The 17,081-nt window shown below is 69.8% G+C and carries 16 protein-coding genes and 3 tRNA genes; 16 read left to right on the plus strand and 3 right to left on the minus strand.

Annotated features, from left to right (window positions below; translation table 11 throughout):
* The first annotated feature begins 7 nt into the window (after positions 1-7).
* The gene (locus tag AMS65_RS10110) at positions 8-772 is read left to right on the plus strand and encodes a YebC/PmpR family DNA-binding transcriptional regulator (RefSeq protein WP_053384011.1); all 765 of its coding nucleotides are present in this window, start codon (positions 8-10) and stop codon (positions 770-772) included.
* Between the two features lie 21 nt (positions 773-793).
* On the plus strand, positions 794-1,396 hold the full coding sequence (gene ruvC / locus AMS65_RS10115) for a crossover junction endodeoxyribonuclease RuvC (protein ID WP_053384012.1): 603 nt from the start codon (positions 794-796) through the stop codon (positions 1,394-1,396).
* 17 nt (positions 1,397-1,413) lie between these two features.
* Here ruvC and AMS65_RS10120 read toward each other — a convergent pair whose 3' ends face one another.
* Positions 1,414-2,217, minus strand: a complete 804-nt coding sequence (locus AMS65_RS10120) for a trimeric intracellular cation channel family protein (RefSeq protein ID WP_053384013.1) — start codon at positions 2,215-2,217, stop codon at positions 1,414-1,416.
* Between the two features lie 16 nt (positions 2,218-2,233).
* Here AMS65_RS10120 and recO point away from each other — a divergent pair, with 16 nt between their 5' ends.
* Positions 2,234-2,956: a DNA repair protein RecO gene (recO, locus tag AMS65_RS10125; protein ID WP_053384014.1), complete on the plus strand. Its 723-nt coding sequence runs from the start codon at positions 2,234-2,236 to the stop codon at positions 2,954-2,956.
* 10 nt (positions 2,957-2,966) lie between these two features.
* Positions 2,967-3,749 (plus strand): isoprenyl transferase, encoded by a 783-nt coding sequence (locus AMS65_RS10130; protein ID WP_053384015.1) that lies wholly within the window; start codon positions 2,967-2,969, stop codon positions 3,747-3,749.
* 60 nt (positions 3,750-3,809) lie between these two features.
* Here the strand turns inward: AMS65_RS10130 and AMS65_RS10135 are convergent, their stop codons facing one another.
* Complete coding sequence (locus tag AMS65_RS10135) at positions 3,810-5,612, minus strand: HNH endonuclease signature motif containing protein (protein WP_053384016.1); 1,803 nt, start codon at positions 5,610-5,612, stop codon at positions 3,810-3,812.
* 234 nt (positions 5,613-5,846) lie between these two features.
* Between AMS65_RS10135 and dusB the strand changes: the two genes are divergently transcribed.
* The 7 genes from dusB to AMS65_RS10170 all read left to right on the plus strand — a co-directional run bounded on the left by dusB (position 5,847) and on the right by AMS65_RS10170 (position 12,237).
* Positions 5,847-7,043: a tRNA dihydrouridine synthase DusB gene (gene dusB, locus AMS65_RS10140; RefSeq protein ID WP_053384017.1), complete on the plus strand. Its 1,197-nt coding sequence runs from the start codon at positions 5,847-5,849 to the stop codon at positions 7,041-7,043.
* Entirely contained in the window at positions 7,036-8,331 is a 1,296-nt protein-coding gene (locus AMS65_RS10145; protein WP_277620062.1) for a deoxyguanosinetriphosphate triphosphohydrolase, read from the plus strand. Before dusB ends, AMS65_RS10145 begins: the two co-directional genes overlap by 8 nt.
* 85 nt (positions 8,332-8,416) lie before the next feature.
* Positions 8,417-10,345 (plus strand): DNA primase, encoded by a 1,929-nt coding sequence (gene dnaG / locus AMS65_RS10150; RefSeq protein ID WP_053384018.1) that lies wholly within the window; start codon positions 8,417-8,419, stop codon positions 10,343-10,345.
* Positions 10,346-10,356: 11 nt separating this feature from the next.
* Positions 10,357-11,205: an ATP-binding cassette domain-containing protein gene (locus tag AMS65_RS10155; RefSeq protein WP_053384019.1), complete on the plus strand. Its 849-nt coding sequence runs from the start codon at positions 10,357-10,359 to the stop codon at positions 11,203-11,205.
* A 116-nt stretch (positions 11,206-11,321) separates the two neighbouring features.
* Positions 11,322-11,394 (plus strand) — tRNA-Asn (locus AMS65_RS10160).
* A 53-nt stretch (positions 11,395-11,447) separates the two neighbouring features.
* Entirely contained in the window at positions 11,448-12,086 is a 639-nt protein-coding gene (locus AMS65_RS10165; protein WP_083451592.1) for a gamma carbonic anhydrase family protein, read from the plus strand.
* Between the two features lie 80 nt (positions 12,087-12,166).
* Positions 12,167-12,237: transfer RNA gene (locus tag AMS65_RS10170), tRNA-Gly, on the plus strand.
* Positions 12,238-12,439: 202 nt separating this feature from the next.
* On the opposite strand, the gene AMS65_RS10175 is transcribed toward AMS65_RS10170, so the two are convergent.
* Positions 12,440-13,069 carry a phosphoribosyltransferase gene (locus AMS65_RS10175; protein WP_053384155.1) on the minus strand — a complete coding sequence of 210 codons (630 nt, stop codon included), beginning with the start codon at positions 13,067-13,069 and terminating at the stop codon, positions 12,440-12,442.
* Positions 13,070-13,252: 183 nt separating this feature from the next.
* Between AMS65_RS10175 and AMS65_RS10180 the strand changes: the two genes are divergently transcribed.
* From AMS65_RS10180 to AMS65_RS10200, 5 genes are all read left to right on the plus strand, one after another.
* On the plus strand, positions 13,253-13,822 hold the full coding sequence (locus tag AMS65_RS10180; protein ID WP_157502199.1) for a dihydrofolate reductase family protein: 570 nt from the start codon (positions 13,253-13,255) through the stop codon (positions 13,820-13,822).
* Between the two features lie 106 nt (positions 13,823-13,928).
* Positions 13,929-14,006: transfer RNA gene (locus tag AMS65_RS10185), tRNA-Pro, on the plus strand.
* 50 nt (positions 14,007-14,056) lie between these two features.
* Positions 14,057-15,529, plus strand: a complete 1,473-nt coding sequence (gene tig / locus AMS65_RS10190) for a trigger factor (protein WP_053384021.1) — start codon at positions 14,057-14,059, stop codon at positions 15,527-15,529.
* Positions 15,530-15,744: 215 nt separating this feature from the next.
* Complete coding sequence (locus tag AMS65_RS10195) at positions 15,745-16,341, plus strand: ATP-dependent Clp protease proteolytic subunit (protein WP_075200940.1); 597 nt, start codon at positions 15,745-15,747, stop codon at positions 16,339-16,341.
* A 27-nt stretch (positions 16,342-16,368) separates the two neighbouring features.
* On the plus strand, positions 16,369-17,007 hold the full coding sequence (locus tag AMS65_RS10200) for an ATP-dependent Clp protease proteolytic subunit (RefSeq protein WP_053384023.1): 639 nt from the start codon (positions 16,369-16,371) through the stop codon (positions 17,005-17,007).
* Positions 17,008-17,081: the final 74 nt, after the last annotated feature.

Here is a 17,081-nt window from a genome sequence, read left to right on the forward strand (position 1 = left end):
AGCTCCCGTGTCCGGACACTCCAAGTGGGCGACCACCAAGCACAAGAAGGCCATCATCGATTCGCGGCGCGCGAAGGCCTTCGCCAAGTACATCAAGAACATCGAGGTCGCCGCGCGCATCGGCGGCGCCGACCTCTCGGGCAACCCGACGCTCGTCGACGCCGTGCAGAAGGCCAAGAAGAACTCGGTCCCCGGTGACAACATCGATCGCGCGATCAAGCGCGGCGCAGGCCTCGACGGCGACGCCGTCGAGTACATGACGATCATGTACGAGGGCTACGGCCCCAACGGTGTCGCCCTCATGATCGAGTGCCTCACCGACAACAAGAACCGGGCCGCCGCCGAGGTCCGCACCGCGCTCAGCCGCAACGGCGGTACCCTCGCCGATCCCGGCAGCGTGGCCTACAACTTCGCGCGCAAGGGCGTCATCACCGTTCCCGCCGAGGGCACGACCGAGGATGACGTGCTCACCGCGGTGCTGGAGGCCGGCGCGGAGGAGGTCAACGAGACCCCGAACGGCGAGGCGTTCGAGGTCATCACCGAGTCGTCGGAGCTCGTCGCCGCCCGTACCGCGCTCGTCGACGCCGGCATCGACTATGATTCGGCCGATGCGGAGTTCGTACCCAACCTCAAGGTGGGGATCGACGCCGATACCGCGCGGAAGGTCTTCCGGTTGATCGACGCGCTCGAGGACAGCGATGACGTGCAGAACGTCTTCTCGAACTTCGACCTGAGCCCCGAGGTGCAGGCCGAGCTCGGGAACGACGAGTAGCGCGATCCGCGAGGCTGCGCTGTGAGGATCGTCGGGATCGACCCGGGACTCACCCGCTGCGGTGTCGGCATCGTGACCGCGGGGCCCTCTCGTAAGGTCTCCTTCGAGCATGTCGAGGTGCTCACGAGCACTGCCGATACCCCCCTGCCCGAGCGGATCCACCGGATCGGTTCGAGTATCGAGCGCCTGCTCGACGGCGAGAAGCCCGCGAGCATCGCGCTCGAGCGGGTGTTCGCCCAGGACAACGTCGCGAGCGTGATGGGTGTCGCCCAGATCAGCGGCGTCGTCATGTTCCTCGCCCAGCAGCGCGGGATCCCCGTCGCGCTGTACACCCCGAACGAGGTGAAGGCGCAGGTGACCGGGTACGGCAGCGCCGACAAGGCGCAGGTGACCGCGATGGTCACGCGGCTGCTGGGGCTCGGGGCACCGCCCAAACCCGCGGACGCCGCCGACGCGCTGGCCCTGGCGATCACGCACGCGTGGCACCTCGGCCGGGGCGGGGCGGCGAGCCGCATGGAGCGCTTCGACCGGCCGTCCGCGACGCCCGGGGGAGAGACTCCCGCGCAGCGCGCCTGGCGGGAGGCCGAGTCGAAGCTCGGCCGTCGGCGCGGCGCCCGTACCTGAGCACGGGCGGATCTCCGTCAGCGGGGAGCGGGCGGATCCTCGTCTGCGTCGCGGTCGTCGGCGCGGTGGTCCGGGTCGTCGGTCTCGAACATCTCGTCGGGCAGTGTGATCGCTCCCGTGTGCAGCGCTTCCTCGATCGCCTGCTCCACCTGGCGCTGGCGTCGCAGCTGGATCCTGCTCAGCGCCCGCTGCTCGGGCAGGCTCCAACCGAAGCGCACCGAGAGCAGCCGGACCGCGGCGGTGACGACGACGCACACGATGCCCGCGATGAACACCTCGACGCCGAAGGCCTGCAGCACGACGAGCACGGCGACGCCGGCGAGGCTCGCGACGGCGTAGAGCGATCCCACGTGCATGAGTCCGATCGGTATGTTGAGCATCAGGTCTCGGAGCACGCCGCCGCCGACCGCGGCGACCGTGCCGATGAAGATCGCCGGGACGACGGGAAGACCCATCGCGAGCGCCTTGGTCACACCGATCGCGCCGAACATTCCGATGCTCAGCGCGTCGAGCAGCGTGATCACCGGATCCACCTTCTGCAGCAGCCGCGGCAGCAGCATGCCGATGAAGGCGGCGCCCGTCGCGACGATGAGGTAGTGGTTCACGCTGAGCGTGGCCGGGGCGATACCGAGCAGGATGTCGCGGAGGAATCCGCCGCCGATGCCCGATGCGATGCCGATGATCGCGACGCCCAGCAGGTCGATGCGTTTGAAACCGGCCGCGAAGAGCGCGCCCTGCAGGCTCCCCACACCGACCGCGACGAGGTCGACTGCGAGCGGGATGTGAAAGGTGTCGGCGAGCACCCGACCATTCTCCCGCATGCGGGATAATCGTGGTGTGCCCCTGTATCGCGAAGAAGGCGTTGTGCTCCGCACGCACAAGCTGGGCGAGGCCGACCGCATCGTCACCCTGCTGACTCGCGGTCGGGGCCTGCTGCGCGCCGTGGCGAAGGGCGTGCGACGCACCTCGTCGAAGTTCGGTGCGAGGCTCGAGCCGTTCATGGTCGCCGACATCCAGTGCTTCGAGGGCCGCACACTCGACACCATCACGCAGGCGGAGACGCTGGGAGCGTACGGTCCCTCGATCAGCGCCGACTACGACCGGTACCGAGCGGGCAGCGCGATCGTGGAGACCGCCGAGCGGCTGGCCGAGGGGGAGACCTCACGAGAGTTCTACGCGCTGCTCGTGGGGGCGCTGCGCACGCTCGCCGCGGGCCGGATCCCGCCGGATCTCGTGCGCGACGGCTACGTGCTGCGCGCGATGTCGCTCGCGGGGTGGACGCCCGGTTTCGCGGCCTGCGTGCGCTGCGGGGCGCCCGGGCCGCACACGGCGGTCGCGGTGCAGCTCGGAGGGGTGGTCTGCGAGGACTGCAGGCCCCCGGGATCGCCGCGGCTCGACCCCGGCAGCATCGTGCTGCTCTCGGCGCTGCTCGCCGGGGACTGGGACACCGCGCTCGCTTCCTCGGAGCGAGAGCGGGGGCAGGCGGCCGGGATCGCCGCGGCCTACACGCAGTGGCACCTCGAGCGCGGGTTGCGCTCCTTCAGCGCTCCGCGGGCATAAACTTTCACGCATGCCCCAAGCCCCCGACACCCTCGTTCCGGTCGACTGGACCGGCGAGCAGCCCCCGAGCTTCACCGGCCCGCCGCCGCAGCACGTGGCGATCGTCATGGACGGGAACGGCCGCTGGGCCAATCGACGAGGCCTCCCGCGCGTCGAGGGGCATCGCATGGGGGAGCAGGCGCTGCTCGACGTGGTGGCGGGAGCCATCCAGGCGGGCGTGAAGCACCTGAGCGTGTACGCCTTCTCCACCGAGAACTGGCGTCGATCGCCCGACGAGGTGCGTTTCCTGATGGGCTTCAACCGCGACGTGCTGCGCCGCCGCAGAGCTCAGCTCGACGCCTGGAACGTGCGGATGCGCTGGGCCGGCCGCAAACCGCGCCTATGGGGGTCGGTGATCAGCGAGCTGCAGGCTTCCGAGCGCGCTACGGCCGGCAACACCGGGCTCACCCTGACGATGTGCGTCAACTACGGAGGGCGCAACGAGCTCACCGACGCGATGCGCTCCATCGCGGCCGATGTCAAGGCCGGCAGGCTGTCGCCGAACGGGATCACCGAGCGCACGATCGAACGGCACCTCTACGTGCCGGAGCTCCCGGACGTCGATCTCTTCCTGCGCAGCTCCGGTGAGCAGCGCACGAGCAACTTCATGCTCTGGCAGTCGGCCTACGCCGAGATGGTGTTCCTCGACACGCTCTGGCCGGACTTCGGCCGGGGGGAGCTGTGGCGCGCGATCCAGATCTACCACTCGCGCGACCGTCGTTTCGGAGGCGCGGTGGATCAGCCGACCGGATGACGGTGCTGCAGGCGGGGCGAGAGCGCTCGCGCGGGCTGGGGGGGGGCTGCGGTCGCGCGGTCAGAATGCCGCCACGGAATCATCCACGCGCGCGAATCGGACGGCGCGGACTGCTCTGAGCAGGGGAGAGCGGGCCTGCTCGGGCGGTTTCCAGTCTCGTTCGGGTCTGCGCGGTCTGCAGGATCCGCCGAACCTCTCCGGCCGGTCGACGTAGGTCCTCCCGGCAGGACTGGTCCAGCGCAGCTCCCCGCCGGCCTGCTGCGTCACCGTCCAATCGGAGTGATGCTTCAGCACGTGGTGCCCGCGGCAGAGATGGGCGAGATTGTCGGTCGCCGTCGCGCCGCCGAGGGCGGCATCGACGGTGTGGTCGAGATCGCACCGGGAGACCGGCACGCGGCAGCCGGGGAACCTGCAGTGCCGGTCTCTGGCTCCCAGCGTGCGGCGCATCTGTTCGCTGGGCCGGTACCGGTCGACGCTGAGCACCGATCCGGTGGCCGGCTCGACGAGCACCCGATCCCAGCCCGGCGCACCGCCGGCGAGGCGCCGGCCATCACCGCGGTCGATCGCGCCGTACCCCAGCAGTTCGCAGGTCGCACCGCCACCTGCTTCAGCGCCCGTTTCGCCGGGTGTTTCGCCGTGCACCTTGCCGTGCGTCGTGTGCTCCGTCTTGCGGGGGGTCTCGAGAGCCGATCCATGGCCTGGTCCGTGGCGTGTTCCGCGGTGCGTTCCGCAGTCTTTTTCGCGATGCGTTCCGTGGTCCGCTCCGCGATGCGTTCCGTGGTCCGCTCCGCGATGCGTTCCGTGGTCCGCTCCGCGATGCGTTCCGTGGTCCGCTGTGGTGCGGGCTTCGCCGCCCGACTCGCCCCGCAGCGCGTCCGCCGAGATGACGATCTGCACGCGCGCCCGGATGGACTCCGCGGCGTCGCCTGCGAAGAGGGTGTGCTCGTCGGAAGAGAGCAGGAGGTCTGCGAGGACATCCGCCCGCAGCTGATCTCGGGTGCGCGATGCGGTGCTGGGCGCGGCGGCGGTGTCGGCGGCGGTGCCGGTTGCCGTCGCGCTGGCTGCTACCGTGTCGGCCTCCGCCGTGTCCGCCTCTGTCGCGCCGGCCTCCGCCGTGTCGGCCTCCGTCGCGCTGGCCGCTCCCGTGTCGGCTGCCTTCGTGCCGGCTGCCACCGTGCTCGGTGCGGCGAGATCGCGCACGACGCGTTCGCCACGCGCGCAGGCCTGCGCGATGCGGGTGAGGCGATCGAAGGCGGCGTGCGCCTCGACAGCGGGGAGCCGCGCCATCAGCAGAGCCATTCCGTCGTCCTCGTCCACGAGCGCCACATGCCGGCGGGCACGGGCCTCCCGGTGGCGCTGCTCGACCGTGCTCTCGGCCCAGGACTCCGCGAGCGCGCGGGCGATGGGACGCAGACGGTTCGGTGTTTCGCGTGAGGCCGTGGCGAGCACCTCGTGCAGGTATCCCGCACGGCGCGCGACGGTTTCCGCGGCCCGCCCCGAGCCGATGACGGTGCCGGCGTCGACGATGACCCGCGCATGGGCATAGGCGATCTCGCCGTGATCCAGAGCCTCGTGAACGTCGTGGTACTCATGCGTCAGGCTGTGCGCGAGGCTCATCTGCTGCTCGACGAGATGCTCGCTCTGGCCGAGCGCCGTTGCGAGCTCCGCCCGCAGCGCGCGATAGGCGATCTCTCGGCTCCCGCTCGATCCCGCGGCCTCCACCACCTGGTCGAGCGCCGCCGCGATCAGCGTCACCCGCGCGGCGTCCATCTCGCGCTGGCGACGCTCGAGCATCTCGACGACACCGAGCGCCTCACCGTAGGGGTGAGGGTCGGGTCCCGGGTCGAGGAGCGGTGCGTTCATGAGGACAGTGCACCAGAGACCACTGACATTCACGGCCGGGAAACGGGCAGAGGGGAGCCGCTCCGGGAAGATCTCGGTATCCGACAAGCAGCACGCAGCAACGTTGTTGAGCAACCACCAACGCGGCGAGTGGGCGCGGGAACGGGCCGGACGAGATCCCGGGCCGCACGCACGGCGCGAACCGACCGCGCGAACGGAACGCGTGAGCGGGCCGCGTGAGAGAATAGAGGCGATATGACTTCCCAGACACTGACCGATGCACGCCTGCGCATCGGGCCCCTCGAACTCGAGGTGCCCGTCGTGCTGGCGCCCATGGCCGGCATCACCAACACCGCGTTCCGTCGACTCTGCCGCGAGTACGGGGCGGGTCTCTACGTGAGCGAGATGATCACGAGCCGCGCCCTCGTGGAGCGCACCCCCGCCTCCCTGCGGCTCATCAAGCACCACGAGAGCGAGACGCCGCGCTCCATCCAGCTCTACGGGGTGGACCCGAAGACGGTCTCCGAGGCGGTGCGGTTCCTGGTGGACCAGGACCTCGCGGACCACATCGACCTCAACTTCGGCTGCCCGGTGCCCAAGGTGACCCGCAAGGGCGGGGGATCGGCGCTGCCCTGGAAGAGCGATCTGTTCCGCGCCATCGTGGAGGGGGCCGTGCGCGCCGCCGGGCCGATCCCGCTCACGGTGAAGATGCGGAAGGGGATCGACGCGGATCACCTCACCTACCTCGATGCCGCCCGGGCGGCCGAGGGCGCGGGTGTCGCCGCGATCGCCCTGCACGGACGCACCGCCAACGAGTTCTACTCGGGCCAGGCCGACTGGAGCTCCATCGCGCGCCTCAAGGAGACCGTGACGAGCGTGCCGGTGCTCGGCAACGGAGACATCTGGTCGGCGGACGACGCGATCCGGATGGTGCGCGAAACCGGCTGCGACGGCGTTGTCGTCGGCCGCGGCTGCCTGGGGCGCCCGTGGCTCTTCGGAGACCTCGCCGCGGCGTTCCGCGCGGAGGCCGGTGAGCTGAGCCGGGACGAGGCGAACGCCGCGCTGGCCAAGCCGCCGCTCGGCTTCGTCATGGACGCGATGCGACGGCACACCGAGCTGCTGGTCGAGTTCTTCGACGGCGAGGAGGATCGCGCCTGCCGCGACATCCGCAAGCACGTGGCCTGGTACTACAAGGGCTACGGCGTGGGCGGGGACACCCGACGCGCCCTCGCAGCGGTCGAGTCGCTCGAGCAGATGGACGAGATCTTCGCCACGATGGACGCCTCGATGCCCTATCCGGGTGAGGGCGCCGAAGGGCAGCGCGGCCGGGCCGGCAGCCCGAAGCGCGTGCACCTGCCCGACGGCTGGCTCGACAGTCGCACCAGCGACAGCGCCGACCGCGCGGCTGTCGCCGAGGGAGAACGCGTCGACGGGGGCTCCGACGGTGGCTGAGACGCTGCTGCGGCACGATCCCGCGCCGCCGTTCGGGTACGTCCCGGCCGATTCCGAGCGGTTCATGCCCGAGCACCACAGTGGCGCGCGCACCGATTTCGCTCGGGATCGCGCGCGCGTGCTGCACTCCAGCGGCTGGCGGCGCCTGGCCGCGAAGACCCAGGTGCTGAGCCCGGCCGCGGGCGTCGACTTCGCGCGGAACCGGCTGACCCACTCCCTCGAGGTGGCCCAGATCGGCCGCGAGCTGGCGGTGGCGCTCGGCGTCTCGCAGGACGTCGTCGACACGGCCTGCCTGGCTCACGATCTCGGCCATCCTCCCTTCGGCCACAACGGCGAGAAGGCCCTGAACGAGTGGATGCAGGACTTCGGGGGATTCGAGGGCAACGCGCAGACCCTGCGCATCCTCACGCGGCTCGAGCCGAAGCACTTCGCTCCCGACGGTGCGAGCATCGGGCTCAACCTGACGCGGGCCACGCTCGACGCGAGCTGCAAGTACCCGTGGGCACTCGCCGAGGCCGCCCCGGGCAGCGCCAAGTTCGGGTACTTCGAGAGCGACGCCGAGGTCTTCCACTGGCTGCGCGAGGGCGCACCCGCACGTCGCAAGTGCATCGAGGCGCAGATCATGGACCTCTCGGACGACATCGCCTACTCCGTGCACGACTTCGAGGACGCGGTCGTCAGCGAGCACATCGACCCCGAGATCCTCACGGCCCGCTCCGGCCACTCGGCCCTGATCCGGGCCGTCGCCGAGTGGGCGGAGGGGCGATTCAGCTCCGACGAACTGGGAGAGGCCTACGACAGGATGGCCGCCGGCGGCAACTGGCTGACCCGCTGGGATGGATCGCGGCGCGATCAGGCCCTGCTGAAGAACTTCACGAGCGACATGATCGGCCGCTTCGCGCGGGCGCCGATCCAGGCGACGCTCGAGGCGGCCGACGGGCGGCCGCTGGCCCGCTACGGCACCGACTCGGACGCGCCGGCGGAACTGCTCGTACCGCGGGAGATCCGCGCCGAGATCGCAGTGCTCAAGGGGATCGTCGCCGCGTTCGTGATGCAGAGCGGGCGTCGGCAGCCCACCTATCGTCGTCAGCGCAGCCTGCTGATCGAGCTGCTGCACACGCTCTGGGAATCGGGATCGGGTGAGCTCGAGCCGGCCTACGCCGCCGATTTCCGCTCGGCCGGATCCGAGGCCGAAGCGCGGCGCGCGGTGGTCGATCAGGTCGCTTCGCTGACCGACCAGTCGGCGATCGCCTGGTACCGCCGCCTGTGCGATGCGCCGCTGGCTTGAAAGACAACGCATCGCGTCTCCGCGCCGGCGGCGCTGACGCCACCGCGTCGGCTCGCCGAGGAGGGAACGGATAGACTCGGCAGTTATGGCAGGTCGGATCCGCGCGAGCGATGTCGAAGAGGTGAAGCGTCGCACCAATCTGGCCGATCTCGTGGGCGACTACGTGACCCTCAAGAACGCCGGCATCGACTCCATGAAGGGTCTCTGCCCGTTCCACGACGAGCGCAGCCCGAGCTTCCACGTACGACCGGCCCTCGGCTACTACCACTGCTTCGGCTGCGGCGAATCCGGTGACGCCTTCACGTTCCTGCAGCGCATGGATCACCTCACCTTCACCGAGTCGGTCGAGCGTCTCGCGGCGCGCATCCACTACGTGCTCACCTACGAGGAGGGCGGGGTGCGGCGCGAGGAGGGCCCGAATCGCGCCCGGCTGCTCGCGGCGAACCAGGCCGCCGCCGAGTTCTTCACGGCGCAGCTCGCCGGCGAGGAGGGCACCGCCGGCCGCGAGTTCCTGACGCAGCGCGGCTTCGACGCCGCGGCCTGCGAGCGCTTCGGCGTGGGATATGCGCCGCGCGGCTGGGACCACCTGACGAAGCATCTGCGGGCGCAGGGGTACACGCCTCAGGAGCTGGCGCAGGCCGGCCTCGTCTCGGAGGGGCAGCGCGGCGTCTACGACCGCTTCCGCGGTCGTGTCGTGTGGCCGATCCGCGACACCAGCGGACAGACCCTCGGCTTCGGTGCGCGGCGGCTCTACGACGACGACAACGGCCCGAAGTACCTCAACACCCCGGAGTCGCCGGTCTACCACAAGTCGCAGGTGCTCTACGGGCTCGATCTGGCGAAGCGCGGGATCTCGCGGGGCAAGCGAGCCGTGGTGGTCGAGGGCTACACCGACGTGATGGCCTGCCACCTCGCCGGGATCGACACCGCGGTCGCCACCTGCGGTACCGCCTTCGGCAAGGACCACATCGCCGTGCTGCGCCGCATCATGGGCGACGACTCCGCGGCCGAGGTGGTCTTCACCTTCGACCCGGACGAGGCCGGCCAGAAGGCCGCCCTGCGCGCCTTCAGCGAGGAGAAGCGCTTCACCGCGCAGACCTACGTCGCCGTGGCCCCGGAGGGGCTCGACCCCTGCGATCTGCGACTGCACCGCGGAGACGACGCCGTTCGCGAGCTCTTCACCCGCAAGGTGCCGCTGTTCGAGTTCGCGCTGCGCCAGTCGATCGCGCGCTTCGACCTCAACAGCGTCGAGGGTCGCGTCTCCGCGCTCCGCGCAGCGGCCCCCATCATCGCCGAGATCAAGGATCCCTCGCTGCGGCCGGGGTACACCCGCGAGCTCGCCCGCATGCTCGGGCTCGAGCTCGGGGAGGTGCAGCACGCGGTTCGCACGGTCGAGCGCAGCCCGCGCGAGCAGGGCGGATCCCGGGATCCCCGATCGTCGCAGCCTCAGCAGCTGTCGCAGGGACGGCGCCAGCCGGGGCCGCAGCATCCGCAGGACCCGAACGACCCGTACGCGTCGATCCCGGACGCCGCGCCGCCGCGGGTGCGGCTCTCGGGCCTGCGGAACACGCCGACGACCTGGTTGGAGCGGGACGCCCTCATGGCCATGCTGCAGCAGGGTGCGAGCGTCGGTGCCGAGCTGATGCAGCAGGCCGTGACCGCGCAGGTGATGGAGCCCGAACTGCGGGTGGTGCGCGACGCCGTAGCGGCCGCGATGCCGGAGCTCGCCACGCCCGGCTGGCTCGACGCCGTACTCGCCGCGACCCCCGACAGTCACCGCGGCCTCGTGCGGGAGCTCGCGATGGCCCCGATGCCGCAGCGGCGCCCCGAACAGCTCGCTGCCTACGCGCGCGACGTGGTGATCTCGCTGCTCGACAGGGATCTGCTCGCGCTCAAGCGCGAACTGCTCGCCCGGATGCAGCGCATCGGGGACCATACCGACTCCGGTGCCAGGCGCATCCAGGAGCAGCTCGTCGCGCTCGAGGCGGCACGGCGAGGCCTGCGAGAGGAGTAAACTCTTCAGGCATGGCCAAGCCAGTTGTCGAAGCCGATCCGATCATCCGAGTCTCAGATCTGTCGTTGTCGTATCCGGCGCACGCGGGAGGGCGCGAGTTCGAAGCCGTGGAGGGCGTGAGCTTCGACCTCGCCCGGGGCGGGGTGATGGCCCTGCTGGGGGAGAGCGGATCGGGCAAGTCGACGCTGGCCCGTTTCCTCGCCGGCCGGGCGGCCGACGCCGGAGAGAAGTCCGGGCGGATCAAGCTCACGGGGGGCGCTGCGAGCGTCATGGACGTCTCGATGCGCCGCCTCGGCCGCCGTACTCGAGCGAGGCTCACCGCCTACGTCGGCCACCTGGCCCAGGACGCCGGGGCCACGCTCACCCCCGAGCTGAACGTCGGAGACATCCTCTTCGAGCCCATCGTCGAGCGCAACAAGCGCTTCGACCGGGAGGCGCTCGGTGAGCGCATCGCCGAGATGATGGACATCGTCGCACTGCCGCTCGCCAAGCTGCAGGAATACCCCTACGAGCTCTCCAAGGGCCAGCGGCAGCGCGTCGCGGTGGTGCGCTCGCTCATGCTCGATCCGACGCTGCTCATCGCGGACGAGCCCACGCTCGGGGTCGACGCGAACAATCGGCCCAAGATCGTGGAGCTGCTGCGCTGGTATCGCGAGCGCACGGGCGCGACCATGCTGCTGATCAGCCACGACATCGGCATGCTCGAGGCCCTCGTCGAGGACGTGCTCGTGATGCAGCACGGGCGAACGGTGGGGCAGGGGGACATCAACGAGATCTTCCGGCACGCGGATCACGACTACGTCCAACTGCTCGCGCAGGCGCTGCGCGCGACCGCCTACGACGAGATCGCCGAGGAGTAGGCGGCCGCTCCAGGGGCTTCTCCGAGGGGCTCCGCGGGGACCCGCCCGGGATGCCCGTGCCGATTTGCAGAGCGATTTCCGGTCTTGCTAAGATAGAGGGGTTGCTTCGGCAATGATCCCCTGTAGCTCAGTTGGCAGAGCGCTTGACTGTTAATCAGGATGTCGCTGGTTCGAGCCCAGCCGGGGGAGCGATCGAGCCCCTACCGAGAGGTAGGGGCTTTTTGCTACCCGGAGGAGATCTGATGACGGAGACCCAGGATCCAGGTGCGATGCCTGTCGAGAAGGCAGGCAGCACAGAGGGCCCCGGGAGCCCAGAGAGCGCAGGGAGCCCCGGAGCCGGCGTGGATCACCACGGCAGCGTCATCTCGGTGGAGCCGTACGGCACCCCGGACATTCACGCCACGGTCTGGCTCGCGCCCGGCTCGATCGTCGTCGGCGACGTGACGATCGGCGCCGAGAGCAGCGTCTGGTACAACGCCGTGGTGCGCGGCGATTCCAGCGCCGTGCGGATCGGCGCGCGCAGCAATCTGCAGGACGGTGTCGTGGTGCACACCCAGCGAGGAGAGGGCGGCTCCGCTGTGATCGGCGACGATGTCTCGATCGGGCACAACGCGGTGGTGCACGGGGCGACGATCGGAAACGGGTGCCTCATCGGCATGAACGCCACCGTGCTGAGCGGGGCCGTCGTGGGCGAGGGATCGCTCGTCGCGGCCGGCGCACTGGTGCCCCAGGGCGCGGTGATCCCGCCCCGCTCGCTCGTCGCGGGCGTGCCTGGCCGCGTGGTGCGGGAGTTGCGGGACGCCGACCGCGAAGCCGTGCGGCACAACGCCGAGATCTACCTCGAGTACACGCACCACCACCGCTCCGCAACGCGCGGCTGACCCGCCGATGTGCGAAGCAGCGCTGCTCATGCACTATGATCGTTGAGGTGCCTCGGCACCGACCGCGCTGTTCGCAGCTCGGGGATGTAGCTCAATGGTAGAGCCTCAGTCTTCCAAACTGATTACGCGGGTTCGATTCCCGTCATCCCCTCAGTGGAAACCCCCTGCCTCGCGGCAGGGGGTTTCGTGCTTCGGGGCTTCCGGGAATCTTTCGAGAACCCGGAACTGGCTTCGCCAGCGGCGTGGCCGCGCAAAGCTCCGCTTTGCCTTGAGCGGCCGGCCGGGGTTCGATTCCCGTCATCCCCTCAGTGGAAACCCCCTGCCTCGCGGCAGGGGGTTTCGTGCTTCGGGGCTCAGCCCGCCAGCAGCCGCATCACCTCGTCGTCCGCGACCTGGGTGAAGTCGTCGTAGAACTGGCCGACCGCCATGAAGTCGGAGGGCGCCGCGAGGCAGATGATCTCGTCGGCGACGTCGAACGACGCGAGCGCATCGGGGGAGGCCACCGGCACCGCGAGCACGACCCGGTCCGCGCCGAGGGCCCGTGCGATCCGGCATCCGACCGCGGCGGTCGCGCCCGTGGCCATGCCGTCGTCGACCACGATCGCGGTGCGTCCCGCGAGCCCCACCGGCGGGCGTCCCGAGCGGAACCGCCCGACGCGCTGGGCGACTTCCGCGCGCTCCCGCGACTCGACGGCTCTCAGCTCGCGCTCCGAGACGCCGACGGCCTCGATGACGCTCCGGTTGAGCACGATCGTGTCACCCTCCCCGACGGCGCCCATCGCGACCTCCTCGTGCCCGGGCGCTCCGAGCTTGCGCACGACCAGCACGTCGAGCGGGGCACCGAGCGCCCGCGCAACCTCGGCGGCCACGGGCACGCCGCCGCGCGGGAGCCCGAGCACCACGGAGCCGGCGAACGGGGGAGCCTCGCCCAGCCGCTGGCCCAGCAGCTCGCCCGCCTCGACCCTGTTCCGGAAGCTCCTCATGACGATCACGCCCCTTCCTTCCGGTCTACCCGCCCGAACGGCCTCCGTCAAGGGGCGGGCGGCCCCGTCACCCCGGTGCGCCGCAGTGCCGGCGTTCGCGCGCCGACCGCTTCCATGCCCGGGCACCGTGTGGCACCATCGAATCGAGTGCTCGGTGCAGAGGATTCCGATCGGAGGGCCGCGGTGGGGTCGTTGATCTACTCCATGATGCTGTCGGCGGACGGCTATGCCGTCGACGCGGACGGCGACTTCAGCTGGGGTGTCGTCGACGAGGAACTGCATCGCTTCGTGACCGGGATCGGCGCCCCGGTCGGCACCTATCTCTACGGGCGCCGGATGTACGAGACCATGGTCTACTGGGAGACGGCGGACGAGGAGCCCGGCCAGCCCGCCTTCATCGCCGCCTACGCGCGGGAGTGGCGAGAACGCGACAAGGTCGTGTTCTCGACGACGCTCGACCGCCCTCGCAGTGCGCGCACGACGATCCGCCGCTCCTTCGATCCCGCCGAGATCCGCGCGATGAAGCACGACCTCGACCACGACCTCACCGTCGACGGTCCGACGCTGGCGTCCCAGGCGCTGCGCGCCGGGCTCGTGGACGAGATCCACCTGCTGATCGCGCCGGTGACCGTGGGTGGCGGCCTGCGGTTCTTCCCGGACGACATGCGCGCCGAGCTCGAACTGCTCGACCAGCGCGCCTTCGACAGCGGGACCGCATTCCTCCGCTACCGGGTGAGGGATCGCATCGGCTGATAGGCGACGGAGGGGGAGCGCCGAAATGCATCTTCCCGGGGAGTTTCGGCTAGACTTGCTCGGGTTGCGCGCTCCGGTGCGCGCCGACTGCGAAACCTGCGGGTTCCGGGGCGTAGCTCAGCTTGGCTAGAGCGCCCGCTTTGGGAGCGGGAGGTCGCAGGTTCGAATCCTGTCGCCCCGACCAGGACCATCCGGTCCGATACGCAGCACGACACTCCGACGATGAGAGGCCAAATGCCCAAGACGACCGCTGAGAAGCTCACTCCGACCCGCGCCAAGCTGAGCGTCGAGGTCACGCTCGACGAACTGGAGCCCTACCTCAAGCAGGCGTACCAGACGATCGCCGAGCAGGTCTCGATCCCCGGCTTCCGCAAGGGCAAGGTTCCGGCTCCGATCATCGACCAGCGCATCGGTCGCGAGGCCGTCATCCAGGAGGCCGTCAACGCCTCGCTCGACGACTTCTACCAGTCCGCGCTCGAAGAGGCCGAGGAGCGTCCGATGGGTCGCCCCACCGCCGATGTCGAGCAGTGGCCCGACGCCAAGGATCCGAAGAGCGCGCTCGTTCTCGCCTTCGAGGTCGAGGTGCGCCCCGAGTTCGAGCTTCCCGCATACGACGGTCTCAAGCTCACCGTCGACAACGCCGAGGTCGATGAGGAGGCCGTCGAGGCCGAGCTCACCAAGCTGCGCGAGCGCTTCGGCACCCTGGTGACCGTCGAGCGCCCCGCCGCGAAGGGCGATTTCGTCGAGCTCGACCTCTCCGCCAAGATCGACGGCACAGAGGTGGATCAGGCCAGCGGCGTCTCGTACGAGATCGGCGCCGGCAACCTGCTCGAGGGCACCGACGAGGCGATCGAGACCCTCACCGCCGGTGAGTCGACCACCTTCGCCTCGCAGCTGCTCGGCGGCGAGTACGAGGGCCAGGACGCAGAGGTCGAGGTGACCCTCACCGCGGTCAAGGAGCGCGAGCTTCCCGAGGCCGACGACGAGTTCGCCCAGCTCGCCAGCGAGTTCGACACCATCGCCGAGCTGCGCGAGAGCCTCAAGGATCAGGTCGGCCGCGCCTCGGTCTTCGCCCAGGGGCAGCAGGCCCGCGACCTCTTCACCGAGACCCTCATCGAGAAGGCCGGCATCCCGGTCTCCGAGGAGCTCGTCGAGGAAGAGGTGCACCGCCACCTCGAGGGCGAGGGACGCCTCGAGGACGACGAGCACCGCGCCGAGGTGCGCAAGTCGGCCGAGCAGCAGATCCAGCTGCAGCTGCTGCTCGACGCGATCGTCGAGGCCGAGGGTGTCACCCCGACGCAAAACGAGCTCTCGCAGTACATCTTCCAGTCCGCGCAGCAGTACGGCATGGAGCCCACCCAGTTCCTCCAGGCGATCAGCCAGGGCAACCAGATGGGCGTCATCCTGGGCGAGGTCACCCGCAACAAGGCGCTCGCGATCGCGCTCGCCAAGGCCGAGGTCGTCGACCAGGACGGCAACGCGGTCGATCTGAGCGAGTTCACCGCGGTCGACAGCGAGGACGAGGCCGAGGCAGAGGTCGTCGAGGAAGCCGAGGAGATCGTCGAGGAGGCCGAGGCTGCAGATGCGGCAGAGGCTCCCGCCGAGGACGCGGAGGCTGCGAAGAAGGCCGCCCGCTCCGCAGCCGCGAAGAAGGCCGCTGCCACCCGCGCCGCCAAGAAGGCCGAGGCGGAGGCCGCCGCCGAGTAGTCGCGCAGCCGGCAGCACGCGCGGGATCTCCCGCACGCGAGGATCCCCCTGCACCCGATTCGATCGGGGCAGGGGGATCCTGCTGTCCGCACCTCGAGCTCCTGCGGTTCGAGCTTCTGCGCCCCGAGTCCTGCACCCGCGCCTCTGCAACGCCGTGGGCGAACACGGCGGTTTCGTGACCGGCGAGTCGATACCCTCGAATCAAGCAACAACGAATGGAGCGCCGAATGGCAGAACAGACGCCACCGAACAGCGTGTTCGATCGCCTGCTGAAGGACCGGATCATCTGGCTCGGTTCCGAGGTGCGCGACGAGAACGCGAACGAGATCTGCGCGAAGATCCTGCTGCTCGCAGCCGAGGATCCCGAAGCCGATATCTACCTCTACATCAACTCTCCCGGTGGCTCGATCACCGCGGGCATGGCCATCTACGACACGATGTCGTTCGTGCCCAACGACATCGTCACGGTCGGCATCGGCATGGCCGCCTCGATGGGGCAGTTCCTGCTCACCGCGGGGACCAAGGGGAAGCGCTACATCACCCCGAACGCGCGTGTGCTGCTGCACCAGCCGCACGGCGGGTTCGGCGGCACCGCGAGCGACATCCAGACGCAGGCCGAGCTCATCGTCTCGATGAAGAACCGGCTCGCGCAGATCACCGCCGCGCAGACGGGCAAGACCGTAGAGCAGATCAACGAGGACGGCGACCGCGACCGGTGGTTCTCGGCCGAGGAGGCGCTCGAGTACGGCTTCGTCGACTTCATCCGCGATTCCGCGACCGACGTGGTCGGCGGCGGCGGTACGAGCAAGTAGGCACGAGAGAGAGTGGATCGAGTTCCTATGAACATTGCAATGCCCAGCGCCCGCTACGTGCTCCCCTCGTTCGAGGAGCGCACCGCGTACGGTTACAAGCGCCAGGACCCCTACGCGAAGCTCTTCGAGGATCGCATCATCTTCCTCGGCGTGCAGGTGGACGACGCCTCCGCCGACGACGTGATGGCCCAGCTGCTGGTGCTCGAGAGCCAGGACCCCGAGCGCGACATCACCATGTACATCAACTCGCCCGGCGGTTCCTTCACCGCGATGACGGCGATCTACGACACGATGCAGTACATCCGTCCGCACGTGCAGACGGTGTGCCTGGGGCAGGCGGCGTCCGCCGCGGCCGTGCTGCTCGCCGGGGGCACCCCGGGCAAGCGACTCGCGCTTCCCAACGCCCGCGTGCTGATCCACCAGCCCTCGACGGGGCAGGCCGGACACGGGCAGGCCTCCGACATCGAGATCCAGGCCCGCGAGATCCTGCGCATGCGCGAGTGGCTCGAGGAGACGCTGTCGAAGCACTCGAAGCGCACGGTGGAAGAGGTGAATCGCGACATCGATCGCGACAAGATCCTCAGCGCGCAGGAGGCGCTCGAATACGGCCTGGTCGACCAGGTACTGACGAGCCGCAAGAACCCCCAGCCGGTGCTGCCGCAGTAGTGCATCGGGCCTCGACGGTACGCCGTCGGGGCCCGCGGCGTGCCGCCGATGATTGTCAGTGGCGCCCGCTAGTC

This window comes from Leucobacter celer subsp. astrifaciens (genome assembly GCF_001273835.1).
In the GTDB taxonomy this organism is placed as follows: Bacteria; Actinomycetota; Actinomycetes; order Actinomycetales; family Microbacteriaceae; genus Leucobacter; species Leucobacter celer.

What these genes read in the sequence shown, in the direction of transcription:
- AMS65_RS10120 (WP_053384013.1), bottom strand. Translation starts at nt 2,217, where the DNA reads ATGCGGGAGAATGGTCGGGTGCTCGCCGACACCTTTCACATCCCGCTC.
- AMS65_RS10130 (WP_053384015.1), top strand. Translation starts at nt 2,967, where the DNA reads ATGCCCCAAGCCCCCGACACCCTCGTTCCGGTCGACTGGACCGGCGAG.
- AMS65_RS10135 (WP_053384016.1), bottom strand. Translation starts at nt 5,612, where the DNA reads ATGAACGCACCGCTCCTCGACCCGGGACCCGACCCTCACCCCTACGGT.
- dusB (WP_053384017.1), top strand. Translation starts at nt 5,847, where the DNA reads ATGACTTCCCAGACACTGACCGATGCACGCCTGCGCATCGGGCCCCTC.
- dnaG (WP_053384018.1), top strand. Translation starts at nt 8,417, where the DNA reads ATGGCAGGTCGGATCCGCGCGAGCGATGTCGAAGAGGTGAAGCGTCGC.
- AMS65_RS10155 (WP_053384019.1), top strand. Translation starts at nt 10,357, where the DNA reads ATGGCCAAGCCAGTTGTCGAAGCCGATCCGATCATCCGAGTCTCAGAT.
- AMS65_RS10165 (WP_083451592.1), top strand. Translation starts at nt 11,448, where the DNA reads ATGACGGAGACCCAGGATCCAGGTGCGATGCCTGTCGAGAAGGCAGGC.
- AMS65_RS10175 (WP_053384155.1), bottom strand. Translation starts at nt 13,069, where the DNA reads ATGAGGAGCTTCCGGAACAGGGTCGAGGCGGGCGAGCTGCTGGGCCAG.
- tig (WP_053384021.1), top strand. Translation starts at nt 14,057, where the DNA reads ATGCCCAAGACGACCGCTGAGAAGCTCACTCCGACCCGCGCCAAGCTG.
- AMS65_RS10195 (WP_075200940.1), top strand. Translation starts at nt 15,745, where the DNA reads ATGGAGCGCCGAATGGCAGAACAGACGCCACCGAACAGCGTGTTCGAT.
- AMS65_RS10200 (WP_053384023.1), top strand. Translation starts at nt 16,369, where the DNA reads ATGAACATTGCAATGCCCAGCGCCCGCTACGTGCTCCCCTCGTTCGAG.